Origin of the sequence: Amycolatopsis decaplanina DSM 44594 (genome assembly GCF_000342005.1) — a bacterium.
Lineage (GTDB): Bacteria > Actinomycetota > Actinomycetes > Mycobacteriales > Pseudonocardiaceae > Amycolatopsis > Amycolatopsis decaplanina.
On record NZ_AOHO01000062.1, the window covers coordinates 16,533 to 42,700 of the forward strand.

Below are 26,168 nucleotides of genomic sequence, written 5' to 3' on the forward strand. Positions count from 1 at the left end.
GCGTGTTCCGGCTCCAAGCACGCATGATCGTGGTTTTCGACCAGGAATGTGAACGCTAACAGTGCGGGAGACGAAGTGAGTACAGGGGAACCGCTGGTCGTCGGCGTCGACTTCGGGACGCTGTCCGGCCGGGCCGTCGTGGTCCGCGTCCGTGACGGCGCGGAACTGGGCAGCGCGGTTTCGGAGTACCGGCACGGCGTGATCGACCGGATCCTGCCGGAGACCGGGCACGGTCTGCCGCCGGATTGGGCACTGCAGGTGCCGTCGGACTACGTCGACGTGCTCCGCACCGCCGTGCCGGAAGCCGTCCGCGCCGCCGGCGCGGATCCCGCCGACGTGATCGGCATCGGCACCGACTTCACCGCGTGCACCATGGTGCCGACGACGGCCGAGGGCACCCCGCTGTGCGAACTGCCCGAGTTCGCCGGAGAGCCGCACGCCTACGTGAAGCTGTGGCGGCACCATTCCGCGCAGCCGCAGGCGGACCGGATCAACGCGCTGGCCCGGAAGCGCGGCGAGTCGTGGCTTCCGCGCTACGGCGGGTTGATCTCCTCGGAGTGGGAGTTCGCCAAGGCGTTGGAGGTCTTCGAAGAGGCGCCCGAGGTCTACGACCGGATGCGGCATTGGGTCGAGCTCGCAGACTGGATCGTCTGGCAGCTCAGCGGGACCTATGTCCGCAACGCCTGCACCGCCGGGTACAAGGGCATCCTGCAGGACGGCCGCTACCCGGGCGCGGAGTTCCTGGAAGAGCTGGCGCCCGGCTTCGGGTCCTTCGTGGACGACAAACTCGTGCAGCCGCTGGGCGCACTCGGTGCCAAGGCGGGAAACCTGAGCGCTCAGGCGGCGGAATGGACCGGGCTGCCGGAGGGCATCGCGGTCGCCGTCGGCAACGTCGACGCGCATGTCACCGCGCCCGCCGTCCAGGCGGTGGAGCCGGGACAGATGGTCGCGATCATGGGCACGTCCACCTGTCACGTGATGAACGGCGCCGAACTGCGCGAAGTGCCGGGGATGTGCGGCGTCGTCGACGGCGGCATCGTGTCGGGGAAGTGGGGCTACGAGGCCGGGCAGAGCGGTGTCGGCGACATCTTCGCGTGGTTCGTCGAACACGGTGTCCCGGCGTCCTATGTGGAGGACGCCAGGGAGGCGGGGATCTCCGTCCACGAACTGCTCACGCGGCTCGCCTCGGTCCAGGAGATCGGCGAGCACGGGCTGGTCGCGCTCGACTGGCACAGCGGGAACCGGTCGGTGCTGGTCGACCACGAACTGTCCGGCGTCGTCGTCGGGCAGACCCTCGCGACCCGTGCCGAGGACACCTATCGCGCGCTGCTGGAAGCGACCGCGTTCGGTACCAGGACGATCGTCGAGACCTTCGAACGCGCCGGGGTGCCGGTCACCGAACTGATCGTCGCCGGTGGCCTGGTCAAGAACCCGCTCCTGATGCAGATCTACGCCGACGTCACGAACCTGCCGCTCTCGGTGGCGGGCTCGGCGCAGAGTCCCGCGCTGGGCTCGGCGATCCACGCCGCCGTCGCGGCCGGAGCGCACCCGGACGTCCCGGCGGCGGCCCTCGCGATGGGCTCGGTCCGCCGCGCGGTCCACCGGCCGATCGCCGAGAACGTGAAGGCCTACGACGACCTCTACACCGAGTACGCCGCGCTGCACGACTACTTCGGCCGCGGGGCCAACGACGTCATGCACCGGCTCGCCGCCCGACGCCGTGCCGCCAGGAAAGGACAGCACCGATGAGTCTCGCCGTGGAGATCACGGACACCTTCGAAGAACTGCGGGACACCGTCGCCCGGTTGCACGGCGAGCTGACCCGCTACGAGCTGGTCATCTGGACCGCGGGAAACGTGTCGGCGCGAGTCCCCGGGCACGACCTGATGGTGATCAAACCGTCCGGGGTGTCCTACGACGAACTGAGTGCCGACACGATGGTCGTCACCGACCTGTACGGCGAAGTGGTCCACGGTGACCTGGCGCCGTCTTCGGACACGGCCGCGCACGCCTACGTCTACCGGCACATGCCGGAGGTCGGTGGTGTCGTCCACACGCATTCGACCTACGCCACCGCTTGGGCGGCGCGCGGGGAACCGATCCCGTGCGTGCTCACGATGATCGCGGACGAGTTCGGCGGAGACATCCCGGTCGGACCGTTCGCGCTGATCGGTGACGATTCGATCGGACGGGGCATCGTCGAGACGCTGCGCGCCGGCCGGTCACCCGCGGTGCTGATGCGCAACCACGGTCCGTTCACCGTCGGCCGCACCGCACGGGACGCGGTCAAGGCCGCGGTGATGGTCGAGGACGTCGCCAAGACCGTCCACATCGCTTCCGCGCTGGGCACACCGGAACCACTGTCCGGACAGGACATAGACCGGCTCTACGCGCGCTACCAGAACGTCTACGGCCAGCAGGGAGAGAAGTGAGCACACAGCGCAAGACCGAGGTCTGGTTCCTCACCGGGAGTCAGGCGCTCTACGGGGAGGAGACCCTCGAACAGGTCGCGGGCCAGTCTTTGCAGATCCAGCGGATGCTGGCCGACACCGGCCGGATCTCGGCCGGGATCGTCGCGAAGCCGGTGCTGACGGAGCCGTCGGCTATCCGGCGCGTGATGCTCGACGCGAACGCGGACGACGCCTGTGTCGGCGTGATCGCGTGGATGCACACGTTCTCGCCGGCGAAGATGTGGATCACCGGCCTGGACGCGCTGCGGAAACCCTTGCTGCATCTGCACACCCAGCTCAACGAGGCGCTGCCGTGGCAGTCCATCGACATGGACTTCATGAACCTGAACCAGGCCGCGCACGGCGACCGCGAGTTCGGCTACATCCAGACCCGGCTCGGGGTGCCGCGCAAGACCATCGCCGGGCACGCGGCGGATCCCTCGGTCGCCGACCGGATCGACGCCTGGGTCCGCGCGGCGGTCGGACGTCAGACGATCGGCTCGCTCAAGCTCGCGCGTTTCGGTGACAACATGCGCGATGTCGCGGTCACCGACGGGGACAAGGTCGAGGCGGAACTGAAGTTCGGCGTCTCGGTGAACACCTACGGCGTCAACGAACTCGTCGAACTGGTCGACGCGGTGCCCGACGCCGAGATCGACACTCTCGTCGAGGAGTACGCCGACAGGTACTCGCTCGCGCCGGAGCTGGTCAAGGCGGGGGAGCGGCATGAATCGCTGCGTTACGCGGCCCGGATCGAGCAAGGACTTCGCACGTTCCTGACGCGCGGTGGTTTCGGCGCCTTCACCACGAACTTCGAGGATCTCGGCGGCCTGCGGCAGCTCCCCGGTCTCGCGGTGCAGCGCTTGATGGCCGACGGCTACGGGTTCGGCGGCGAGGGCGACTGGAAGACGTCCGCGCTGCTGACCGCGGTGAAGGCGATGGGCCGCGATTCGGAGCGCGGGACGTCCTTCATGGAGGACTACACCTACCACTTCGGTCCCGGCGAGCCGAAGATCCTCGGCGCGCACATGCTCGAAGTCTGCCCGAGCATCGCCGCCGCCCGGCCTTCGTGCGAGATCCACCCGCTCGGCATCGGTGGCCGCGAGGATCCCGTCCGGCTGGTCTTCGACGCCGCCGCCGGTGACGCCGTCGTCATCGGTCTCGCCGACCTCGGTGACCGGTTCCGTCTGGTGGCCAACGAGGTCGAGGTCGTCGCGCCGGACGAGCCGTTGCCGAATCTGCCGGTGGCGCGCGCGGTGTGGAAGCCGGCGCCGTCGCTGGCGACGTCCGCCGAGGCGTGGATCACCGCGGGCGGACCGCACCACACGGTGCTCACCCAGGCCGTCGGCGCCGAAACGATCCGGGATTTCGCCACCATGCTCGACGTCGAACTGCTGGTGATCGACCGGACCACGACCCCTGCCTCGATCGCCGACCGGATGCGCTGGAACCAGGCCTATTACCGGCTCGCACAAGGATTCTGATCGGTCCCCACCGGAGAGAAGGAACAATGAAGTTCACGAAACTGGCCACACTGGCCGTGGCGGTCGGCCTCGGTGCCGCACTGACGGCCTGCGGTTCGAGTGAGAAGACCGTCGATCAGCAGGCGGCCGCCGGCGGTGCCGCGGGCGGTCTCGTCGGTGTCACCATGCCGACCAAGTCGTCGGAGCGCTGGATCCACGACGGCGACAACATCAAGGCGGCGCTGGAGAAGCTGGGCTACCAGGTCGACCTGCAGTACGCCGAGGACGACATCCCCACCCAGGTGAACCAGATCGAGAACCAGATCACCAAGGGCGCGAAGCTGCTCGTGATCGCCTCGATCGACGGCACCGCGATCACCACCCAGCTGCAGGAGGCCGCGGACAAGAAGATCCCGGTCATCGCCTACGACCGGCTGATCCGCAACACCCCGAACGTCGACTACTACGCGACCTTCGACAACTTCAAGGTCGGCGTGCAGCAGGCGACGTCGCTGCTCACCGGGTTCAAGGTGCTCAAGGAGGACGGTTCGCCGGGGGAGGGCAAGGGACCGTTCAACGTCGAACTCTTCGCGGGTTCGCCGGACGACAACAACGCGACGTTCTTCTTCAACGGCGCCATGTCGGTGCTGAAGCCGTACCTCGACAACGGGACGCTGGTGGTCAAGAGCGGCCAGACCGCGTTCAACGTCGCGGCGATCCTGCGCTGGCAGGCGGCGACCGCGCAACGGCGGATGGAAGACCTGCTGACCAAGACCTACAGCTCCGGCGACAAGGTGCAGGGCGTGCTCTCGCCGTACGACGGGCTCTCCATCGGCATCCTCTCGGCCCTGAAGAGCAACGGCTACGGAACCCCGGGCCAGCCGTACCCCGTGGTCACCGGCCAGGACGCCGAGGTCGCGTCGGTGAAGTCGATCATCGCCGGTGAGCAGTACTCGACGATCTTCAAGGACACCCGCAAACTCGCCGAGACCACGGTCAAGATGGCCGACGCGGTGCTCAAGGGCGGCAAGGCCGAGACCAACAACACCACCGATTACGACAACGGTCAGAAGGTCGTCCCGGCGTTCCTGCTGGAGTCGGTGATCCTGAACAAGGGGAACTACCAGAAGGAGCTCATCGAGTCCGGCTACTACACCGCGGAACAGCTGAGGTAGCGACGTGACCGACGAAATCCTTCGGATGCGGGGGATCACCAAGACCTTCCCCGGCGTCAAGGCGCTGCAGGACGTCAATCTGTCGGTGCGCAGGGGTGAGATCCACGCGATCTGCGGCGAGAACGGCGCGGGCAAGTCCACGCTGATGAAGGTGCTCTCGGGCGTCTACGCGCACGGCTCGTACGACGGCGAGATCGTCTTCGACGGCGAGCCGTGCGCGTTCTCCGCGATCCGCGACAGCGAACGCCGCGGCATCGTGATCATCCATCAGGAACTCGCGCTGTGCCAGCAGCTGTCCATCGCGGAGAACATCTTCCTCGGGAACGAAAAGGCGCGCGGCGGGCTGATCGACTGGAACCGGACCAACTCCGAGGCGGGCGAGCTGCTGCGGCGCGTCGGCCTCCGGGAGAACCCGGTGACGCCGGTGCTCGACATCGGCGTCGGCAAACAGCAGCTGGTCGAGATCGCCAAGGCACTGTCCAAAGAGGTCAAACTCCTCATCCTGGACGAGCCGACGGCGGCGCTGAACGACGACGATTCGGCGCATCTGCTCGAACTGCTGCGCGGCCTCCGCGACGACGGCGTCACCTGCGTCCTGATCTCGCACAAGCTCAACGAGATCGCCGCGATCGCCGACTCGATCACCATCCTGCGCGACGGCAGGACGATCGAGACGCTGGACGCGAGCACGGTGACCGAAGACCGGATCATCGCCGGGATGGTGGGCCGGAAACTGGAGAACCGGTTCCCGCCGAGGGAACCGCGGATCGGCGACGAGGTCCTCCGGATCGAGGATTGGACCGTGCACAGCCCGACGCAACACGGCCGGGTCGTCGTGGACGGAGCGAGCCTGACGTTGCGGCGCGGCGAGATCGTCGGGCTGGCGGGGCTGATGGGCGCCGGGCGGACCGAACTCGCGATGAGCGTGTTCGGCCGCTCGTACGGCAAGGACATCTCCGGACGTCTGGTCAAGGACGGCAAGGAGATCGAGGTGCGCACGGTCGGCGACGCCGTCGCGAACGGGATCGCCTACGCCACCGAGGACCGCAAACGCTACGGGCTCAACCTCATTGAGGACATCCAGCGCAACATCTCCGGCGCGGCGCTGGGGAAGCTCGCCCGGCGCGGGTGGGTGGACGAGAACGAAGAACACCGTGTCGCCGAAGAATTCCGCAAGAGCATGAACATCAAGGCACCGGACGTGCGAAGCGTGACCGGCACGCTCTCCGGCGGCAACCAGCAGAAGGTCGTGCTGTCCAAGTGGATCCTCACCGATCCGGACGTGCTGATCCTCGACGAGCCGACCCGAGGCATCGACGTCGGCGCGAAGTACGAGATCTACACGATCGTCAACCGGCTCGCCGACGAGGGGAAGGCCGTCCTGGTCATCTCGTCCGAGCTGCCGGAACTGCTCGGACTGTGCGACCGGATCTACACGTTGTCGGCGGGCCGGATCACCGGCGAGGTCGGCCGGGCCGAGGCCACCCAAGAGGTCCTCATGCGGGCGATGACCAGGGAACAGGAGTAAGACATGAGCACCGCCTCCGCCGACACCGTCACCGGTGTCCCGGAACAGCAGGGAACCGCGCCGGCCAGGGCGCCGCGCCGGATCTCGTTCAACCCGCGCGAGAGCGGCATCTACGTCGCGTTCGCGCTGATCGTCGTGTTGTTCTCGATCCTCACCGGCGGCGCGCTGCTGGAACCGCAGAACATCTCGAACCTGATCGTGCAGAACTCGTACGTGCTGATCCTCGCGATCGGCATGATCCTGATCATCATCGCCGGGCACATCGACCTGTCGGTCGGTTCCGTGGTGGCGCTGACCGGCGCGATCTCGGCCGTGCTGATGGTGAACCTCGGTATGGCGTGGCCGGTCGCACTGCTCATCACACTGGCCGTCGGCGCGGTGATCGGGGCGTGGCAGGGGTATTGGGTCGCCTACTTCGGCATCCCGGCGTTCATCGTGACGCTGGCCGGGATGCTGATCTTCCGCGCCCTCACCCTGACCGTGCTCGGGAACCAGGGGATCGGCCCGTTCCCGGACGAGGTGCGGACGCTGGCGAACGGGTTCACCGGCGGCTACCTCGGCAACATCGGGCTCGGCCCGCTCGGCGGCGCCGACGTGGTCAGCCTGCTGGTGGGCGCCCTGGCCATCGCGGGCGCCGTCGTCTCGAGGTGGCGCAAGCGGACGGCCCGGCTGAACTACCTGCAGGAGGTGGACCCGCTGCCGATGTTCCTGCTGAAGATCGCCGCGGCGGCCGCCGTCGTGCTGTTCGTGGTGGTCCAGCTGGCGCGGTACAAGAACCTGCCGTGGGTGCTGATCCTGCTGTCGGTGCTGGTGATCGGCTACTCGCTGGTGACGACGCGGGCGGTGTTCGGCCGCCACATCTACGCCATCGGCGGGAACCTCCAGGCAGCGACGCTGTCCGGGGTGAAGGTCAAGTCGGTGACATTCTGGATCTTCGTCAACATGGGCGTGCTCTCCGCGCTCGCGGGGATCATCGTGGCCGGGCGGCTCAACCAGGCCGGGCCGACCGCGGGCAACATGTTCGAACTCGACGCGATCGCCGCGGCGTTCATCGGCGGCGCCGCGGTGCAGGGCGGGGTCGGCAAGGTGGTCGGCGCGATCACCGGTGGTCTCATCATGGGCGTGATCAACAACGGCATGTCCCTCATCGGCGCGCCGACCGAGAGCGTGAACCTGGTCAAGGGATTCGTGCTGCTCGCCGCCGTCGCGTACGACATCTGGACCAAACGACGGGCCCGTACAGGCAAAAGCTCGTGAGTGGTAAGGACGGTTCTAACCGTCCTTACCACTCACGGCTGGCGGTGTCCTTCCGCCTGCCGGGTGAACCTGCCACCTATTTGGCCCACGACAAGGGAAGGATCTTGGTCTTCCGTCCCGGTGCCGCGGTGCGGGATCGTCAACGGGTCAGCTTCCGGCTCAGCTGAACTCTCTGGGAGGTTGAACGCAGTGCTGCGAACACGACCCATCGTCCTGGTCCTGGCGATGCTCGCCGGGACCCTCGTCGCGGCCGGCTCTTCGGCGGCGGCCGACGGTCCACCCGCCGACGTCCAGTCCTACCTGGACGATCCACGAAAAGTCGCCGAAGGACAGGAGCCACCGCACGCTTTCCTGCGTCCTTACGCCGACGTCTCCGCCGCGGCCCGTCGCGACGAACGCAGTCCGTACACGATGTCGCTCGACGGCAAGTGGCGGATCACGATGGCCGACAACCCGTCTCAGGTCCCGGCCGGATTCCACGAGGACGGCTACGACGCGTCGCGCTGGCGCGAGGTGTCCGTGCCGCACACCTGGCAGACGGACGGTCTGGACCACCCGATCTTCCGCAACATCGCCACGGAGATCCAGCCCGACGACCCGCCGCGCGTCCCGCGTGACGTGAATCCGACCGGCGCCTACGTCCGCGACTTCACCCTGCCCGCGGACTGGACGGAACGCGAGACCTTCCTGCGCTTCGACGGCGTCACGTCGGCGTACTTCGTCTGGGTCAACGGGCAGTACATCGGCTACGACCAGGGTGGCTACACGCCGGCCGAGTTCGACATCTCCTCCGCGCTGCGGCCAGGCCCGAACCGGATCGCCGTGCAGGTGCACCGCTGGAGCGCCGGTGCCTACCTGGAGGACGTCGACCAGTGGCGGTATTCGGGCATCTTCCGCTCCGTGACCCTGCATTCGGCACCGGGGACGTTCATCCAGGACGTCGGGCTGACCACCGACCTCGACGCGACCTACACCGACGCCACCCTCAAGGCCGCGGTCGAGATCGCCACCAAACCCGGCGGGACGACGGGCAGGCACCGGGTCGGGTTGAGCTTGCGCGACGCGGCGGGCAAGGAGGTCGGGACCACGAGCGGTGAGGTCGACGCGGGCGGCAAGACGGCGTTGAGCCTGCCTGTCCGCAACCCGGCGAAGTGGACCGACGAGACACCGAACCTGTACACGGCCGTCCTCACGCTGGCCGCGCCCGACGGCCGCGTCACGCACATCACCAGCGAGACGGTCGGGTTCCGCGAGATCGAGATCCGCGACAAGCAGTTGCTCGTCAACGGGAAACGGGTGTTGTTCAAGGGCGTCAACCGCGCGGAGACAGATCCCGATCACGGCAGGCACGTGCCGCGCGGCGCGCAGGAGCGCGACGTCGCGTTGATGAAGCAGCTCAACGTCAACGCGGTCCGCACCTCGCATTATCCTTCGGACCCCTATTTCTACGAACTGGCCGACCGGCACGGCCTCTGGATCGACGACGAGATCGACATCGAGACCCACAACCACGAGAACTGCGCACGCTATTGCCAGGCGAACGACCCGGCCTGGCGGGACGCGTTCTTCGACCGCATGATCGGCATGGTCGAACGGGACAAGAACCACCCGAGCGTCTTCCTGTGGGACACCGGCAACGAGGCCGGTCTCGGCGCGCATCACTTCGCGCTGGCGGAATGGCTGGACGCGAACGAGCCGACCCGGCCGATCTACCACCAGTCGAACAGCCCGGACGGTGACGCGCCTTTCGCCGACGTCTGGGGGCCGCGGTATCCGTCTCCGGAGAAGTTCGCCGAGCAGGCGAAGAACACCACCAAACCGCTGATCTTCGGCGAGTACGCCCACGCGATGGGCAACAGCCTGGGGAACTTCCAGGAGTTCTGGGACACGATCCGGGCGAATCCGTCGACCCAGGGCGGGTTCATCTGGGACTGGGCGGAACAGAACATCCGGCAGCGGATCCGGATCACGCCCGATTCGTCGGGCAACGACATCTCGGCGCACCTCAGCGGCAAGCCGGAGCTGGTCGAGGGACACCGCGGCAAGGCGCTGGCGCTGTCCGGGCTGGACGATTTCGTCGAGGTCTACCGCGACCGGAAACTCGACATCACCGGGAAGGCGCTGACCTTGGACGCCTGGGTGAAGCCGGGGAAGTGGACCGGTGACTTCCGCATCCTCGGCAAGGGCGACCATCAGTACGCGCTCAAGATGAAGACACAGGACACCCTGGAGTTCTTCATCCACAGTGGAACGTGGCAGGCGGTCCAGGCCAAGGTGCCCGCCGATTTCTACGGCGACTGGCACCGGGTGAGCGGGACCTACGACGGTACGGCCCTGCGGCTCTACCTCGACGGCAAGGAGATCGGGAGCAAGCCGTTCAGCGGTGCGATCGACTCGTCTTCGGCGGAGGTCAACATCGGGCGCGACTTCGAAACGTCGTGGAACGACCCGTCGAGCATCGGCTGGATGGGGCGCGGCGCCGTCGACGACGTCCGCATCTACGACAAGCCGCTTTCCGCCGCGGAATTGTCCGGTGCCGCCCCGGTGGGCGGGGCCGTCCTGGCGCTGGACTTCGACAGCGTCACGGACCGGGGGAGTCACCTGTCGTACGGCTCCAGTCTGTCCGGTGTGGACGGTCTGATCGGCTCGGACCGGTCGGCGCAGCCGGAGACCGCGCAGATGGCGTGGGCACACCAGCCGCTCCGGTTCGCCTGGTCGGGTGGTTCGTTGTCGGTGACCAATGAGCGGCAGTTCAAGGGCACCGACGAGCTGAACCTGCGGTGGCGGGTCCAGGAAGGTTCCCGGATCGTGGCCGGCGGCGAACAGCCGTTGCGGGTGGGTGCCGGTGCGACCGGCCACATCGCCGTTCCGGTGCCGCCGAATCCCGCGGACCGCGAACGGTTCCTCACCGTCGAGGCCGTGATGACCCAAAGCGAGCCGATGCTCGCGAGGGGACACGTCCTGGCGCACGACCAGTTCTCCCTTGGCGGGAAACGGGTTCCGGGCCTGGACCGGACGCCGCTCGACGGGAAGTCCGTCGGCGTCGTCGAGGACGCGGGTTCGGTGTCTGCCTCGGCGGCAGGCGTCACGTATCGGGTGGACAAGTCCACCGGAGCGCTGGCGTCGATCCGGCACCAGGGCAAGGAACTGCTGAGCGGGGGCCCGGAGCTCGACGCGTGGCGGGCACCCATCAGCAACGAGACCTTCGCCTGGGGCAGGGCGGAAGGTGAGGACTGGCGTAAGGCCGGGTTGGACCGGCTCAAGACCACGGTCACGGGCGTCCGGGTCGAAAAGGACGGCTCGCGCGGTGTGCGGGTGATCGTCGACAGCCGGGTCGCGGCGCCGGACGTCGCCGGGGCGTGGTTCGACCAGACGATGACCTACACCGTCGACCGGGCCGGGACACTGAGCCTCGGCAACCGGGTGGTGCCGCAAGGAAGTGTGCGCACGCTGCCGTATCTGCCGCGGATCGGTGTCTCGCTCGCGGTGCCGGACCGGTACGACCGGTTCACCTGGTATGGGCGGAAAGCCGAGAGCTACGTCGACCGGAAGGACGGGACGCCGATCGGCGTGCAGTCGAGCACGGTGGACCAGCAGTACGTCGAGTACCACCGGCCGCAGGACCACGGCAACCACACCGACAGCCGATGGGCGCTGCTCACCGACGGCCGGACCGGTGGCCTGTTGGTCGGGGGAGCGAACGACGTCAGCGTGACGCCGTTCGACGACCTCGACCGGGCTGCGTACCCGTTCCAGTTGCAGCGCAACAAGGGCTGGTTCACGCTGCACGCGAGCCACGCGGTGACCGGGGTCGGGGACACTCCCAACCCGGTGCGGGAACGCAGCCAGGTCCGGCCGGACAGCACCTACGAGTACACGCTGTCGCTGCGGCCGCTGACTCCGCAGGAAGCGCGCGCGGGGCTGCCGACCGGCGGCTGACCTTCATGCCTCGTGAGTGGTAATGACGGTTAGAACCGTCATTACCACTCACGAGTTGCGGCAGTCGCTAGTCTGGATCTCCGACTGCGAGGGAGACTGAATTCATGGCGGAATGGGCCGATCTGGTCGCGTTCGTACGGCACGAATATCGAGTGGTGAAGGACGAACCGGACGAAATTCGCATCCGGTTGTCCTACGGCGACGACGACTACGAAGAGCGGGCCCAGACCGTGGTCATCGCGCGGGAGATCTTCGACCGCCGCGAGGACTGGGTACAGATCGCGACGCCGTTCGCGCGGATCGACGAGGTCGACCTGGCGACCGTGCTGACCGAAATCGGCAACACGATCGTCGTCGGGGGACTGGTGATCATGGGAGAGCACCTGGTACTGCGCCATTCCCTGCCGTTGGTGAACCTCGACATCAACGAGTTCACCGACCCGCTCGAACTCGTCGCCGGTTCGGCGGAACTGCTCGAACAACAATTCACGGGTCGCGACGACTACTGATCATCCGGTCATGAGCTGACGGAGCCCTACCGGCCGGCGGCGAGCGCGCTCGCGTTCGTCGCCGGTGAGCTTGTCGATCGCCGCCTTGAGGGCTTGCGTCCGCGGAGTGCCGGGCAGCCTGCGACGGCGGACGCGACGCGGAGGTCGGGTTCGCTGCCACGCTCGACCCGGCGGCTCCCGCCGTGACGCCGTACTCGGCGAGCACCGGCGGGTGATCGAGTGTCCATTGAGGACGAAGGTGGACGCGCCGTGGTCGAATCGGAACCGTCGCGCCACGATCCGGGACCGGTTGCTCCGGACAGGTGAGCCGGTTCGCTGGGGGTGGTCGTACGAGTACCGTGTCCCAGGGCGTCCTTGTCCGTCCGGAGCCGATGCCCGGATGTGAGGGATCGTGACCAGGCGAGCGGGTGTGTTACCGGCCGAGGTGTCGAGTTTCGTGGGTCGGCGCCGCGAGCGGGTCGAGCTCAAGCGCTTGGTGGCGGATTCGCGGCTGGTGACGGTGACCGGGCCCGGTGGAGTGGGGAAGTCCCGGCTGGCCCTGCGTGTCGCGGCGGAATTGCGGAAAGGCTTCGCCGACGGGGTGTGGTGGGTGGAGCTCGCGGCGTTGCGGGATGCCGGTCTGCTCGCCCAGGTGGTGGCGGAGGTGCTGGGCGTGCAGGATGTGACGCCGCGCCCCTTGACCGACGTGCTGGCCGAGTTCCTGGCGACACGGTCGCTGTTGCTGGTGCTGGATACCTGTGAGCATCTGGTGGATCCCTGTGCGGTGCTGGTCCACCGGCTGCTGCGAGCCGCGCCGGGCCTGTGTGTGCTGGCCACCAGCCGGCAGTCACTGAGGGTCACCGGAGAGTGCCTGTATCCCGTGCCGCCGTTGACGGTCCGGCCCCAGGAACACGGCGCGTTGTCCGACGGAGCGAAGCTGTTCGTCGAGCGCGCTCGCGCCGTACGCGCGAATTTCGGCTTGATCGAGCACGACACCGAGACTGTCGTGCGGCTTTGCCTGCGTCTCGACGGGATTCCGCTGGCGATCGAGCTGGCGGCGGCGCAAATTCGGGCCCATTCGGTGCGAGACGTGCTGGACCGCCTTGATGACCGGTTCGACCTGCTGGTCGGTGGCTGCCGGGGTGGGCCGGTGCGACACGCGACGTTGGAGACCGCCATCGACTGGAGCCACAAGTTGTGTACTCCGGCGGAGCGGTTGCTGTGGGCACGGATGTCCGTATTCGCCGGATCCTTCGATCTGACCGCCGTCCGCGAAGTCTGCGCCGATGACCGGCTTCGCGCCGAGGACATGGTGGAGCTGGTGGCGGAGTTGGTGGACAAGTCGGTCCTGCAGTGCGAGGAGCACCGCTCCGGGATGCGCTACCGGCAGCTGGACACGCTCCGGGACTACGGCCGCGACCGGTTGCGGCAGGCAGGCGATGAGGAGGTGCTGCTGCGGCGCCACCGTGATCATTACCTGTGCCTGGCGAAGAAGTTCGAAGCGCACTGGTGCGGCCCGGACCAGCTCGACTGGTACGAGCGGCTGAACCGTGAACACACCAATGTCCGGGCCGCGATGGATTTCTGCCTCGGCGATCGCCGGGAACACCTGCTGGGGCTGGAACTGGCCACCGCGCTGAGGTGCTACTGGTTCGGTTGCGGGTACGTGCGCGAGGGGCGGCATCACTTGGACCGCGCGCTGGCACTGAACCCGGTACCGAGCCCCACGTGGGCCGTCGCGGTGTGGGCCCGTGCTTGGCTGCTCCTGGCCCAGGGCGACCTGGATGCGGCGGACGCCAGTCTCGCTCCCGGCATGGCCTACGTCGAACAGCACGGCGACACCGCGATCACCGGGTGGACCGTTTACGTCGCAGGACTGGCCGCGATGCTCCGCGGTGACCCGATTCGGGGAGCGGAACTGGCCGAGCGTGCCGCGAACCTGCACCGGTGCGGTGGTGACCCCGGGAGCGGGCTGTTCGCCGCGTTGTCTGTGCAGTCCATCTCCCTTGCCGTGGCCGGGAGATACGACCGCGCGGTCGCCGTGACCGAGGAAGGCCGGGCAGCCTGCGATCGGTACGGCGAACGCTGGATGCGCTCGTATCTCAGCTATGTCCGTGCCCTGGCGGAGATGGGCCGGGGTGACCCCGGCACAGCGGTGGACTTCGCCCGCGACGCACTGCGGTTCAAACGCCTGCTGACCGACCAGGCCGGGATCGCGGTCACCCTGGACGTGCTCGCACAGGCGACCGCGGCATTGGGACAGGCGGACAGGGCCGCCTGTCTGCTCGGCATCGCGCACCGGCTCTGGCATACCTTCGGCCTGCCCCAGCTCGGCTCCTCGGCCCTGCTCGCCGCCAGTGAGCACTGCGAAGAGATCGTCCGCCGCGGTCTCGGTGACGCCGCCTACCAGGCGGCGTTCGACGTCGGCGCGGCTTTCGAATTCGACGACGCCATCGCCTACGCCCTCGACGAACAACCGCCGCCGCCGGAGCCCGCCCCGTCGTTCGACGGCCGGGAGCTGTTGACCCGGCGTGAACGGGAGGTCGCCGAACTCGTGGCCGAAGGACTGACCAACCAGCAGATCGCCACCCGATTGGTCATCGCGAAACGCACCGCCGAAGGCCACGTCGAACGCATTCTCAACAAACTCGGCCTCCCCAACCGCACCCGCATCGCCACCTGGGCCGCCGAGCACGGTGCCGCCGCTCGTGCCGCGGGATCGGCTGACCACCGAAACCACCGCTGACCTCCTCGTCCCGAGTGCAGGCCCAGCACAGTACGGGCGGGCCGGGTCCGCTTCCGGAAATCGGGCGGCGGTCGAATTCGCGACGCCGGTGGATCCGAGCGCCGCGGGTTTGTTCAATACCGTGCGACAGGTGGGTGCGGTGGCGGTGACGGGCGCGGTTCTGGCGGGTCTCGAATCGAGCCCTGCGTTGGTCTTCGGTGTTGTCGCCGCGGCCGGTGCTGTCGCGGCAGGACGATTGCCGGTGGATTCGGTCGCCGATCGTGAGGCGCGGTCGATGAATCCGGCTTGAATCCACGGGCGCGGAAGTGCTGGCTTCACGGTGGTCGTGAGTGATTAGGGTCGTTAGAACGACCCTAATCACTCACGACCACCTGGACCGACCGCCCGGTCATGAGTCCGGCGGATGCCGCCGTGCGAGCGCCTCCGAACCTTGGGCGAGCAGGGTGACGTCGGCCCCGACCAGGATGAACGAAGCGCCGGCATCGAGATAGCGCTGGGCCTGCGCGGGGTCGAAGGCGTTGACGCCGACCGGTTTCCCTTGTGCGCGGACGGCCTCGAAAGTGCTCAGGACGGCCGCCGTGACATCGGTGTGCGTCTGTTTTCCGAGCAGGCCCATCGAGGCGGCAAGATCGGACGGTCCGACGAACACCCCGTCGACGCCGTCGACAGCGGCGATCTCGGCGGCGGCGGCGACCCCCGCCGTCGACTCGATCTGGACGAACAGCGATGTGAATTCCCCGGCCTTCGCGAGGTAGTCCTCGACCCGGTTCCAGCGCGCCGACCGGGAGAGGGCGCTGCCGACGCCGCGTACGCCTCGCGGCGGATAGCGGACGGCCCGTACGACGGCTTCCGCTTCGGCCGCGCTGTCGACCATGGGCACCAGCAGGTTCTGCGCGCCCAGGTCGAGCAGTTGCTTGAGAGCGACCGCGTCGCCGGAGGGAGCGCGCACCACCGGGGTGATCGGATACGCGGCGATCGTCTGCAGCAACGACTGCACCGTCTCGAGACCGGCGGGGGAGTGCTCGGTGTCGACGAGCAGCCAGTCGAGCCCGGAGCCCGCGCAGATCTCCGCGACGACCGGGCTGCCCGACGTGACCCACATGCCGATCAGCGGCCGCGCGGCCTCGGCCAGCCGCTCCCGGAAGGCCGGGTCTAGACGAAGCGGCATGTGATCGCCCCCAGATCCCGGTAATCGGCGGTCACGGTGTCGCCGGGGTGCACCCACATCGGCCGCGTGAACGACCCGGCCAGCACGATGTCGCCCGGGTCGAGCGTGTCGCCGTGCTGCGCGAGTTTGTTCGCCAGCCAGGCGACACCGTTCGCGGGATGATTCAGCACCGCGGCGGCGACGCCGGACTCCTCGATGGTCTCGTTGCGGTACAACAGCGCCGAAACCCATCGCAGGTCTACGGCGTCCACGGCGACCGGGTTGCCGCCGTAGACCATGCCACCCATGGCCGCGTTGTCGCTGATCGTGTCCACGATGGTCCGCCCCGCCATCTCGATCCGAGAGGACAGGATCTCCAGCGCGGGTACGACGTACTCGGTCGCACGCAGCACGTCGAACACCGTGGTGTCCGGCCCGGCGAGGGAATCACGAAGCACGAAAGCCAGCTCGACCTCGATGCGCACGTTCGAGAACCGGCTGTGCTCGATCACGGCACCGTTCTCGAACACCATGTCCGCGAAGATGGCGCCGTAGTCGGGTTCGGTGATCCCGGTGGCGGCCTGCATGACCTTCGAGGTGAGCCCGATCTTCCGGCCGACCGGACGGCGTCCCGCCGCGATACCCCGCCGCCGCCATTCGTTCTGCACGGCGTACGAGTCCTCGACGGTCATGTCCGGATAGCGCGCCGTCAGCAGCGGGATCGTCTTCCGGGCCTCCTCCGCGGCCGCCAGTTCGTCGGCGATCGCGGTGATCGTTTCCTGTTCGAGCATGTCCCCGCCTCAGAGCTGGTTGCCGAGTTTGTACTCGCCCTGTTTCCAGGCCGGCAGTTCGCCTTCGTCCTCACCCTTGCGGGTGTAGGAGAAGCCGTCGGCGCCGATGGTGACCTCCAGTTCGCTGTCGTCGGTCCGTGCGACCACAGGCTGGGGCTTGCCGTCGAGGTCGAGCACCAGGGAGGCGTCGGTGTACCACGACGGGACCACGGGCGTGCCCCACCAGTCGCGGCGCTGGTTGTCGTGCACGTCCCAGGTGACGACCGGGTTGTCCGGGTCGCCGGTGTAGTAGTCCTGCGTGTAGATCTCGACGCGGTGCCCGTCGGGGTCGCGCAGGTACAGGTAGAACGCGTTCGAGACGCCGTGCCTGCCGGGGCCGCGTTCGATGTGGTCCGACATCCGCAGCGCGCCGAGCTTGTCGCAAATGGACAGGATGTTGTGCTTCTCGTGCGTGGCGAAGGCGACGTGATGCATACGCGGTCCGTCGCCGCCGGTCATGGCGGTGTCGTGCACGGTCGGCTTGCGGCGCATCCACGCCGCGTATGTGATGCCCTGGTCGTCCTGGATGTCCTCGGTGACACGGAAGTCGAGGTCTTCCATGTGCTTGACCGCGAGCGGGACGTCCGGGGTCACCTGGTTGAAGTGGTCGAGGCGCACCAGCGCGCCCGGCAGGTGCAGGTCGTAACGCCAGCCGAGGCGCTCGACGTGCTGGACATCGTGGAAGAACTCGATCGGGAAGCCGAGCGGGTCCTGCACGCGCACCGAATCCCCGATGCCCTTGGTGTAGCCGTCCTCGCGGCGTTCGACCCGGCAGCCCAGTTCCGTGTAGAACGCGACGGCCTTGTCCAGGTCCTCCGGCGACCGGACACGGTAGGAGAACGCCGCGACCGCGGCGACCGGTCCCTGGCGCAGCACGAGGTTGTGGTGGATGAACTCGTCGATCGTGCGGAGGCTGACCGTGGTCTCGTCCTCGTCGGTCACCGTCAGGCCGAGGACGTCGGCGTAGAACGCGCGCGAACGCGCCAGATCGGTGACGACGAGTTCCATGTACGCGCAGCGCAGGACGTCCGGCGGCGGTGATTTCGGGGTGGGGATCGGCTTCATTGCGTCATCCTTCGTGGAGGGGGAACGGGGGTCAGCCCTTGCCGAAGGCGGGGTTGTGCACCTCGCCGAGATTGATGTGCACCGCCTGCTGGTCGGTGTAGAAGTCGATCGAGCGGTAGCCGCCCTCGTGTCCCAGCCCGGACGCCTTGACCCCGCCGAAGGGGGTGCGCAGATCGCGGACGTTGTTCGAGTTGAGCCACACCATGCCCGCCTCGACGGACTGCGCGAAGTTGTGCGCCCGCTTGAGGTCGTTGGTCCAGACGTAGGCCGCGAGCCCGTACTTCGTGTTGTTCGCGAGTTCGAGTGCCTCTTCCTCGCTGTCGAACGGCGTGATCGCGACGACCGGGCCGAAGATCTCCTCTTGGAAGATCCGCGCGTCCGGTTTGACGTCGGCGAACACCGTCGGCGCGACGTAGTTCCCGGTGGGGAAGCCGTCCGGGCGGCCGCCGCCGGCGACCAGCCTGCCCTCGGTCTTCCCGATCTCGATGTACTTCATGACCTTGTCGTAGTGCTCGGGGTGCACCAGCGCGCCGACCTCGGTCGCGGGGTCGCTCGGGTCGCCCACCACGACACGTTTGGCCTGCGCGGCGTAGCGCTCGACGAACTCGTCGTAGATCGCGCGCTCGACCAGGATCCGGCTGCCCGCGGTGCAGCGTTCGCCGTTGAGCGAGAACACGCCGAAGATCGTCGCGTCGATCGCGGTCTCCAGGTCGGCGTCGGCGAAGACGATGGCGGGCGACTTGCCGCCCAGCTCCATCGACAGTCCTTTGAGGAACGGCGCCGCGTTCCCGAAGATGAGGCTGCCGGTGCCGCTCTCGCCGGTGAAGGAGATCAGCGGGACGTCCGGGTGCTTCACCAGCGCGTCGCCCGCGTCCTCACCGAATCCGTTGACGAGGTTGAACGCGCCCGGCGGCAGCCCGGCCTCCTCGAAGATCTCCGCCCACAGCGACGCGGAAAGCGGCGTGAACTCCGCGGGCTTGAGCACGACGGTGTTGCCGGTCGCCAGCGCGGGCGCGAGCTTCCACGACTCCAGCATGAACGGCGTGTTCCACGGTGTGATCAGCCCGGCCACGCCGATCGGCTTGCGATTGACGTAGTTGACCTGGCGGCCGGGCACCTTGTAGGTGTCGTCGGCCTGCGCGACGATCAGGTCGGCGAAGAACCGGAAGTTCTCCGCGGCCCGCCGCGCCTGGCCCAGCGCCTGCGAGATCGGCAGGCCCGAGTCGAAGCTCTCCAGCGCGGCCAGCCGCTTGTCCCGTGATTCGACGAGATCGGCGATGCGGTTCAGCACGCGCGACCGCTCGCGCGGCAGGAGCTTCGGCCAAGGTCCCTCGGTGAACGCCTTCCGCGCGGCGGCGACGGCGCGGTCGATGTCGGCCTTCTTGCCCGCGGCCGCCTGGACGTAGACCTCGTTGGTCACCGGGTCGAGCACGTCGAAGACGGCGCCGTCGGCCGAATCGGTGAGTTCGCCGCCGATGTAGTGCCGGATCCGCTCCGGGACACCGTCCGGGATCGGCCGGGGAGTCGTGCTGGTCAAGATTCCTCCTCAGTCAGCGCTTAGCGCGCTCTCGAGCGTCCAGAAAGGCCTGCATGGTGGCCCAGCGGTGATTGCGCGCGGCGAATTCGATGTCGAGCGGGTCGGCCTTCTCGGAGATCAGCCGGAGGATCTCTTCGTGTTCCTCGACCGACCGGTGCGCGCGGTCGGGGACGAACGCGAACGTGGAGTCGCGCAGTCCGGACAGCCGGGTCCAGCCCTGGTGCACGAGGTCGAGGATCTGCGGGTTGGGGCAACATTCGAAGAGCAGCGCGTGGAACTGCTGGTTCAGCGCGGTGAACTCGTGCGCGTCGAAGTGGTCCAGCAGGGTGATCATCCGTTCGTTCACCCTGCGCGCCTTCGCGATGTCCTCTTCGGTCAGTCCCGGCGCGGACAACGCGGTGGCGACACCTTCGACCACGCCGAGGGTCTGCATCGCGTGGACGTATTCGTTCTGGTCCACCATCGCCACGCGCGCGCCGACGTTGCGTTCGAAGGTCACCAGCCGTTCGGCCTCCAGCCGCCGGATCGCCTCGCGCACCGGGACGACGCTCATGTCGAGCGCGCCGGCGATCTCGGCGAGGACGAGCCGGTAGCCGGGACCGTACTCGTGCCGGGCGATCCGCTCACGCAGCCATCCGTAGGCGAGTTCGGACTTGCTGGTCGTCTTCACTGCTTCTTCTGCCATGCCTCATACCTTTCCCGCCACAACGGGTTCAGCGGGAAGAGCCCCTCGATCGGGCGGCCCTGTCCGACCTGCTCGGCGATCCAGGCGTCCTCGTCCTCCTGGACGAGCGCCGCGTCGGCGACCTCTTCGGCCAGCGCCGGCGGGATGACGATCACGCCGTCGTCATCGCCGACGATGATGTCGCCGGGCAGCACGGTGGCTCCGCCGCAGGCGACCGCGACGTCGGTGTCCCACGGCACGTGCTTGCGGCCGAGGACCGCCGGATGCGGGCCCTGCGAGAACACCGGGAGCCCGGTCGCGGCGACGGCGTCGAAGTCGCGGACCCCGCCGTCGGTGATCACCCCGGCCGCGCCGAGGTGGCGCGCACGCAGCGCCAGGATGTCCCCGAGTGTTCCGGAACCCTTGTCACCGCGAGCCTCGATGACGATCACCTCGCCAGGGCCGACCGAGTCGAAGAGGCGTTTCTGCGCGTTGTAGCCGCCGCCGTGGGATTTGAACAGATCCTCACGGTTCGGCACGAAACGCAAAGTCCGGGCCGTGCCCACGATCTTCGAGCCGGGCAGATTGGGACGCACACCGTCGATCGCGACGTTGTTCAGCCCGCGTTTGCGCAGCTGGGCGGACAAACCCGCGACGGGCGCGCGCGACAGCTTCGCGCGCAGATCTTCGCTGAGCGCGGGAGCATCCTTCTCCGCCGGCTCGACTGGGTCTTCCACGGGAGTGCCCCAAGCCTCGGCGCGCTGCTTGTCGTCGACCTCGGGCAGGCTGCCGACGTCCGAAAAGGACCGGATGCCCTGGGAAACGGTGGTGTGGAGCCGTCCGCTGCTGACGGAGGTGCCGGGAACGTCGACTTCGACCACGACGACGTCGCCGGGGGAGACCACCGTCGACCCGGCCGGGGTCCCGGTGAGGATGACGTCGCCCGGTTCGAGCGTGAAGTGCTGGGAGAGGTCGGCGACGAACTGCCGCAGGGGGAACAGCAGCCCGGCCGTGGTGTCCTCCTGTACCAGGTCGCCGTTCACCCAGGTGCGGACGCGCAGCGACGAGGGATCGACGCCGCGCGCGTCGATGAGGCCGGGGCCGAGCGGGGTGTAGCCGTCACCGCCCTTGGACCGGACGTTGGAGCCCTTGTCCGCGGAGCGCAGGTCGTAGAGACCGAAGTCGTTCGCGGCGGTCACCGCGGCGACGTGGTCCCACGCCTGGTCCGGTTCGACCCACCGGGCCGTGGTGCCGATGACCAGCGCGATCTCGCCTTCGAAGGCCAGCAGCTCGGTCCCCGCCGGGCGTTCGACCGTGCCGCCGGACGTGCCGATCGAGCTCGACGGCTTGAAGAAGTACGACGGGTTCGCCGGACGCCGTCCACGCTGCTCGGCCCGTGACACGTAGCTGAGATGGACGGCGATGATCTTGCCCGGCCGGGTGCCCAGCGGACCGGACCCGCGGCCAGACGGCGACGTTGCCTCGTAAGTGCCCATGTTCCCCTGCATCCTCGACCCTTGCTTCGTATCTAATAACGTATATGATTCCGTGCCACAGTGGCAAGGCGGTCACCGAGTGGCCTTCGCCTCGCCCGGGAATCCCTGCGGGCCGCCACTCGCGTCAGGCCTACGTCAAAGGAGTCAAGGTGTCGAATCCAACGCAGGATGAGCGCACGCCCGGCCGGACCGCCCCACCGTCCTCCGACCGGCGCCGGGTCGCGTTCGCGACCGTCGTCGGTACCACCGTCGAGTGGTACGACTTCTTCGTTTACGCGTCCGCCGCCGGCCTCGTCTTCGGCAAGCTCTTCTTCTCCGGCCTCGGTGCCAACAGCACCCTCGTTTCCTTCCGCTCGGCGCGTTTCTCGCAGGGCACTTCGGCGACAAGTACGGCCGTCGCGTGGTCCTCGTGCTCACCCTGATCCTGATGGGCGCCGCGACCACGCTGATCGGCGTGCTCCCGACGTTCGACCAGATCGGCGTCCTCGCTCCGGTACTGCTGATCCTGCTGCGGATCCTGCAGGGTGTTTCGGCGGGCGGCGAATGGGGCGGCGCCGTCCTGATGGCCGTCGAGCACGCGCCGTCCCAGCGCCGCGGACTCTTCGGCGCCTCGCCGCAGATCGGCGTTCCGCTCGGCTTGCTGCTCGCTTCCGGCGTCCTGGCGCTGACCAGCCTTCTCGTCCCCGGCCAGGCGTTCCTCGACTGGGGCTGGCGGATTCCCTTCCTGCTCAGCGTCGGACTGATCCTGGTCGGCCACTACGTGCGGCGCCGCGTCGAGGAGAGCCCGGTCTTCCGGGAGATCGCCGAACGCCGTGAGCGGACCCGGACCCCGATCATCCAGCTGTTCCGCAAGCACGCCGTGCTCGTCGTGGTGGCCGCGCTGGTGTTCGCGGGCAACAACGCCGTCGGCTACATGACCACCGGTGGCTACATCCAGAACTACGCGACCAACCCGAAGGGCCCGATCGGGCTCGACCGCGGTCCAGTCCTGTGGGCGGTGACCGCGTCGGCGGCGACCTGGCTGATCTCGACGTGGGCGGCGGGCGCGGTGTCCGACCGGATCGGCAGGCGGCGCACGTACGTGGTCGGCTGGATCGCGCAACTCGCCGGCGTCGCGGTGCTCTTTCCCTTGGTGGACACCGGGAACATCGTGTTGCTGGCGCTGGGCCTGATCATTCTCAGCGTCGGGCTCGGGTTCACCTACGGCCAGCAGGCGGCGTTCTACGCGGAACTGTTCCCCGCGTCGATCCGGTTTTCCGGCGTTTCGATCTCCTACGCGCTGGGCGCGATCCTCGGTGGCGCGTTCGCGCCGACCATCGCCACCGCGCTGGTCGACGCGACCGGCACGTCGATGTCCGTGGCCGTCTATTTGGCCGGGATGACCGTCATCGGTCTCGTCGCCACCTTGCTGCTGCGTGACCGGTCGGGAATCCCGCTCGGACCCGACCACGAAGCCGAGCAGGCGATCAGCCCGCTTCGGTTCGGTAAATAGTCCCGCCGTCCGTGACGCTCACCCGCCGAGAGCGTCACGGACGGCCTTCGCCGCCGCCTTGAGCCGCTCCGCGAGCTCGGCGGGGGTTCGCGTGCTGGACAGGTAGACGACCGCGAGCGCCGCGGGGTTGTGGCCGCGCAAGGGGAGCGGCACCGCCACCGAGCTCAGGTTCTCGATCACCTCACCATGGCTGTCCGCGTATCCGCGGGCGGCCACTTCGGCCACTTCCTCCGGCCGGTCTTCCGACGGCAGCTGGGAAAGGATCGCGCGGCCGGGCGCGCCCGCGGTGAACGGATGCCTGGAACCCGGGCGCTGCGCGACGGACGCGACGGCGTGCCGGGGTTCCACGCTGACCAGGGTCACGCACTCCTCGCGGTCCATCACCGCCACGAAACACGTCATGCCGAGTTCGTTCGCGACCGCGGTCAGTTCGGGCAGCGCCGCTGCCTGCAGATCGTGTTTGATGCCCGCCGCGAGCGCGGCCAGTCGCGCGCCGAGTTCGTATTTCCCGGCAGATTCCCGGGTAAGGAGCCCGTGCTCTTCGAGTGTGCGGATGAGCCGATACGCGATCGACCGATGCACGCCGAGCCGTTCGGCGATCCGGTCGACGCTGATCGCTTCCTGTGCGTCGGCAAGGACTTCGAGTACGCGGATGCCGCGGCTGAGTGTCTGTGACGTGCTCGCGGTCTTGCGGGAGTCCGAAACCATCGTATACGATCCATTTCGATAGTTGAACTGGCTGTTCGATTATAGAACAGGAACCGACTGGGTGGTCACGATGTCACGCGAAACCAGTTTTCCGCCGGGTTCGAGCCTCTATCGGCCTCCCTCGCAGTTCTTCCGGGGCTGTCTCGGCCGGTTCGCGACGGGTGTGGCCGTCGTGACCTTCGATGCCACCACGGCCGACGGGACGGTGAAGCGGCACGGCTTGACGGTGAACTCCTTCACCGCGGTCTCGATGGATCCGCCGCTCGTGCTCATCTCGATCCAGCGCTCCGTGAAGAGCCACGACCTGCTCGCGGACCGCCCGTTCGCGGTCAACGTCCTCGGCGCCGAACAGGAGGCGCTCGCGATGAACTTCGCCGGCCGTCCGACTCCGGAGGGCGCACCGGTGTGGGTCGAAGGCGGCCACGCGCCACGGCTCGGTGGTGTGCTCAGCTGGTTGGACTGCACGCCGTGGGCCGCCTACGACGGCGGCGACCACACCCTGTTCCTCGGCGAGGTGCGGGAGTTCGACTACCGCTCCGGTGACGCGCTCGGCTTCGTCAACGGGCAGTTCTCGACGATCCACGAATCCGCGCAAGGCCACGAATCCCTGTTCTGACAACGACGTCCATTCCGAGAAGGAGCACGACATGGGAGCCCGTACCGGACAGCAGTACCTCGACAAGCTCAACGCGATGACGCCGGAGTTGTACGTCGACGGCGAGAAGGTGACCTCGAAGGTCGCCGAGCACCCGGCGTTCCGCAACAACGCGCTGACCTACGCGAAGCTGTTCGACCTCCAGCACGATCCGGCGCACCGTGACGTCCTCACCTATGAATCGCCGACCACGGGGGAGCGCGTCGGAACCTCGTTCCTGGTGCCACGCACCGAAGAGGATCTCAAGCGCCGCCGCGCCGCCTTCTCCGTGTGGGCCGAATACTCCAACGGCTTCCTCGGCCGCACCGGCGACTACATGAACTCGTCGCTCACCGCGCTCTCGACCGCGAAGAAGTTCTTCTCCCAGGCCGATCCCGTCTACGGCGAGCGCATCCAGAAGTACTACGAGATGGCGCGCGAGAACGATCTGCTCGCGACGCACACCCTGATCCCGCCGCAGGTCAACCGCTCGGTGTCGGGCAGCCAGCAGGGCGGCGGCAACCTTTCGGCGAAGGTGGTCGAGGAACGGGAGGACGGCATCGTCGTCCGCGGCGCCCGTATGCTCGCCACGATCGCGCCGATCGCCGACGAACTCCTAGTCTTCCCGTCGACCGTCCTGCGCGGTACCCCCGAGGACGCCCCGTATTCCTATGCTTTCGCCGTCCCGAACGACGCGCCAGGCCTCAAGTACTTCTGTCGCGCCGGACTCGACCACGGCCGCTCGCACTTCGACGAACCGCTGGCGTCCCGGTTCGAGGAAATGGACGCGGTGGTGGTGTTCGACGACGTCTTCGTCCCGAACGAGCGGGTTTTCCTGCTGGGGCACCCGGAGCTGTGCAACGCCTGGTACTCCGAGACCGGCGCCGGCGCGCTCATGACCCACCAGGTCGTCACCCGCACGCTGGCCAAGACGGAGTTCTACCTCGGCCTCGCCAGTGAGATCGCCGCCGCGATCGGCATCGGCGGCTTCCAGCACATCCAGCAGGACCTGTCGGAGCTGATCTCCTACGTCGAGATCGAGAAGGCCGTGCTGCGCGCGGCGGAGGCCGACGGGAAGCTGAGCGAGGACGGGGTCTTCCTGCCCAAATGGGAAGTCCTCAACGCCGCCAGGAACTGGTATCCCACGAAGGTCTCGCCGCGGCTGACCGAGATCATCCGCAAGTTCTCCGCCTCCGGCCTCATGGCCCTGCCGGGTGAAGCGGACTTCGCGGCGGACGGCCGCCCCGACATCGACACGTACCTTCAGTCGGCCACCTTGCCCGCCAAGGACCGCGCGCGGCTGTTCAAGCTGGCGTTCGACGCGTCGGTCTCGAGCTTCGCCGGGCGGGAGTCGCTGTACGAGTACTTCTTCTTCGGCGACCCGGTGCGGATGGCGGGCGCCCAGGTGAACGCGTACCCGCGGGAGGCGCTGCAGGAACGGGTCCGGGAACTGCTGTCACGGGACTAGCGCTGGTCTGTCCGTGAAGGCCTCCTTGAGGGACTCTGGGTCCCTCAAGGAGGCCTAATGGGTTGTGTTCGAGTCTGGTTT

The 26,168-nt window shown here is 68.0% G+C and carries 18 protein-coding genes and 1 pseudogene; 12 read left to right on the forward strand and 7 right to left on the reverse strand.

Annotated features, from left to right (window positions below):
- Window positions 1–75 precede the first annotated feature (75 nt).
- From araB to H074_RS21680, 9 genes are all read left to right on the forward strand, one after another.
- A complete protein-coding gene (gene araB / locus H074_RS21640) occupies window positions 76–1,749 on the forward strand; it encodes a ribulokinase (RefSeq protein ID WP_007032196.1) in 1,674 nt (557 codons plus the stop codon).
- A complete protein-coding gene (locus tag H074_RS21645; protein ID WP_007032197.1) occupies window positions 1,746–2,432 on the forward strand; it encodes an L-ribulose-5-phosphate 4-epimerase in 687 nt (228 codons plus the stop codon). Before araB ends, H074_RS21645 begins: the two co-directional genes overlap by 4 nt.
- Window positions 2,429–3,934 (forward strand): L-arabinose isomerase, encoded by a 1,506-nt coding sequence (gene araA, locus H074_RS21650; protein ID WP_007032198.1) that lies wholly within the window; start codon window positions 2,429–2,431, stop codon window positions 3,932–3,934. The genes H074_RS21645 and araA overlap by 4 nt, the downstream gene beginning before the upstream one ends.
- 26 nt (window positions 3,935–3,960) lie before the next feature.
- Window positions 3,961–5,088, forward strand: coding sequence for a multiple monosaccharide ABC transporter substrate-binding protein (chvE, locus tag H074_RS21655; RefSeq protein WP_007032199.1), 1,128 nt, complete (start codon window positions 3,961–3,963; stop codon window positions 5,086–5,088).
- Between the two features lie 4 nt (window positions 5,089–5,092).
- Window positions 5,093–6,616: a multiple monosaccharide ABC transporter ATP-binding protein gene (gene mmsA / locus H074_RS21660; RefSeq protein WP_007032200.1), complete on the forward strand. Its 1,524-nt coding sequence runs from the start codon at window positions 5,093–5,095 to the stop codon at window positions 6,614–6,616.
- A 3-nt stretch (window positions 6,617–6,619) separates the two neighbouring features.
- A complete protein-coding gene (mmsB, locus tag H074_RS21665) occupies window positions 6,620–7,873 on the forward strand; it encodes a multiple monosaccharide ABC transporter permease (protein WP_007032201.1) in 1,254 nt (417 codons plus the stop codon).
- A 189-nt stretch (window positions 7,874–8,062) separates the two neighbouring features.
- Entirely contained in the window at window positions 8,063–11,812 is a 3,750-nt protein-coding gene (locus H074_RS21670) for a glycoside hydrolase family 2 TIM barrel-domain containing protein (protein WP_007032202.1), read from the forward strand.
- 104 nt (window positions 11,813–11,916) lie between these two features.
- Complete coding sequence (locus tag H074_RS21675; protein WP_007032203.1) at window positions 11,917–12,321, forward strand: hypothetical protein; 405 nt, start codon at window positions 11,917–11,919, stop codon at window positions 12,319–12,321.
- Between the two features lie 436 nt (window positions 12,322–12,757).
- Window positions 12,758–15,046, forward strand: coding sequence for an ATP-binding protein (locus tag H074_RS21680; protein WP_063705434.1), 2,289 nt, complete (start codon window positions 12,758–12,760; stop codon window positions 15,044–15,046).
- Between the two features lie 388 nt (window positions 15,047–15,434).
- Here H074_RS21680 and H074_RS21690 read toward each other — a convergent pair whose 3' ends face one another.
- Genes H074_RS21690 through H074_RS21715 form a run of 6 tightly spaced genes read right to left on the reverse strand, consistent with a single transcriptional unit; the run spans window position 15,435 to window position 21,785 of the window.
- On the reverse strand, window positions 15,435–16,214 hold the full coding sequence (locus H074_RS21690; RefSeq protein WP_007032206.1) for an aldolase/citrate lyase family protein: 780 nt from the start codon (window positions 16,212–16,214) through the stop codon (window positions 15,435–15,437).
- Window positions 16,199–16,984 carry a 2-oxo-hept-4-ene-1,7-dioate hydratase gene (hpaH, locus tag H074_RS21695; protein WP_007032207.1) on the reverse strand — a complete coding sequence of 262 codons (786 nt, stop codon included), beginning with the start codon at window positions 16,982–16,984 and terminating at the stop codon, window positions 16,199–16,201. Before hpaH ends, H074_RS21690 begins: the two co-directional genes overlap by 16 nt.
- 9 nt (window positions 16,985–16,993) lie before the next feature.
- Complete coding sequence (hpaD, locus tag H074_RS21700) at window positions 16,994–18,088, reverse strand: 3,4-dihydroxyphenylacetate 2,3-dioxygenase (RefSeq protein ID WP_007032208.1); 1,095 nt, start codon at window positions 18,086–18,088, stop codon at window positions 16,994–16,996.
- A 31-nt stretch (window positions 18,089–18,119) separates the two neighbouring features.
- A complete protein-coding gene (gene hpaE, locus H074_RS21705) occupies window positions 18,120–19,625 on the reverse strand; it encodes a 5-carboxymethyl-2-hydroxymuconate semialdehyde dehydrogenase (protein WP_007032209.1) in 1,506 nt (501 codons plus the stop codon).
- A gap of 13 nt (window positions 19,626–19,638) precedes the next feature.
- Window positions 19,639–20,310, reverse strand: a complete 672-nt coding sequence (locus H074_RS21710) for a GntR family transcriptional regulator (protein ID WP_039923104.1) — start codon at window positions 20,308–20,310, stop codon at window positions 19,639–19,641.
- Window positions 20,292–21,785: a fumarylacetoacetate hydrolase family protein gene (locus H074_RS21715; RefSeq protein ID WP_007032211.1), complete on the reverse strand. Its 1,494-nt coding sequence runs from the start codon at window positions 21,783–21,785 to the stop codon at window positions 20,292–20,294. Before H074_RS21715 ends, H074_RS21710 begins: the two co-directional genes overlap by 19 nt.
- A gap of 149 nt (window positions 21,786–21,934) precedes the next feature.
- Here H074_RS21715 and H074_RS21720 point away from each other — a divergent pair.
- A pseudogene (locus tag H074_RS21720) lies at window positions 21,935–23,277 on the forward strand (MFS transporter).
- An 18-nt stretch (window positions 23,278–23,295) separates the two neighbouring features.
- On the opposite strand, the gene H074_RS21725 reads toward H074_RS21720, so the two are convergent.
- Window positions 23,296–23,985 carry an IclR family transcriptional regulator gene (locus H074_RS21725; protein ID WP_007032212.1) on the reverse strand — a complete coding sequence of 230 codons (690 nt, stop codon included), beginning with the start codon at window positions 23,983–23,985 and terminating at the stop codon, window positions 23,296–23,298.
- A 70-nt stretch (window positions 23,986–24,055) separates the two neighbouring features.
- Here H074_RS21725 and H074_RS21730 point away from each other — a divergent pair, with 70 nt between their 5' ends.
- Window positions 24,056–24,601, forward strand: a complete 546-nt coding sequence (locus H074_RS21730) for a flavin reductase family protein (RefSeq protein WP_039923108.1) — start codon at window positions 24,056–24,058, stop codon at window positions 24,599–24,601.
- Between the two features lie 31 nt (window positions 24,602–24,632).
- Window positions 24,633–26,087, forward strand: coding sequence for a 4-hydroxyphenylacetate 3-monooxygenase, oxygenase component (gene hpaB, locus H074_RS21735; RefSeq protein WP_007032214.1), 1,455 nt, complete (start codon window positions 24,633–24,635; stop codon window positions 26,085–26,087).
- Window positions 26,088–26,168 lie beyond the last annotated feature (81 nt).

Coding starts and splice junctions, on each gene's coding strand:
- H074_RS21710 (WP_039923104.1), bottom strand. CDS start 20,310: ATGGCAGAAGAAGCAGTGAAGACGACCAGCAAGTCCGAACTCGCCTAC.
- H074_RS21730 (WP_039923108.1), top strand. CDS start 24,056: ATGTCACGCGAAACCAGTTTTCCGCCGGGTTCGAGCCTCTATCGGCCT.
- H074_RS21645 (WP_007032197.1), top strand. CDS start 1,746: ATGAGTCTCGCCGTGGAGATCACGGACACCTTCGAAGAACTGCGGGAC.
- H074_RS21675 (WP_007032203.1), top strand. CDS start 11,917: ATGGCGGAATGGGCCGATCTGGTCGCGTTCGTACGGCACGAATATCGA.
- hpaB (WP_007032214.1), top strand. CDS start 24,633: ATGGGAGCCCGTACCGGACAGCAGTACCTCGACAAGCTCAACGCGATG.
- H074_RS21690 (WP_007032206.1), bottom strand. CDS start 16,214: ATGCCGCTTCGTCTAGACCCGGCCTTCCGGGAGCGGCTGGCCGAGGCC.
- H074_RS21715 (WP_007032211.1), bottom strand. CDS start 21,785: ATGGGCACTTACGAGGCAACGTCGCCGTCTGGCCGCGGGTCCGGTCCG.
- hpaH (WP_007032207.1), bottom strand. CDS start 16,984: ATGCTCGAACAGGAAACGATCACCGCGATCGCCGACGAACTGGCGGCC.
- chvE (WP_007032199.1), top strand. CDS start 3,961: ATGAAGTTCACGAAACTGGCCACACTGGCCGTGGCGGTCGGCCTCGGT.
- mmsB (WP_007032201.1), top strand. CDS start 6,620: ATGAGCACCGCCTCCGCCGACACCGTCACCGGTGTCCCGGAACAGCAG.
- H074_RS21725 (WP_007032212.1), bottom strand. CDS start 23,985: ATGGTTTCGGACTCCCGCAAGACCGCGAGCACGTCACAGACACTCAGC.
- hpaD (WP_007032208.1), bottom strand. CDS start 18,088: ATGAAGCCGATCCCCACCCCGAAATCACCGCCGCCGGACGTCCTGCGC.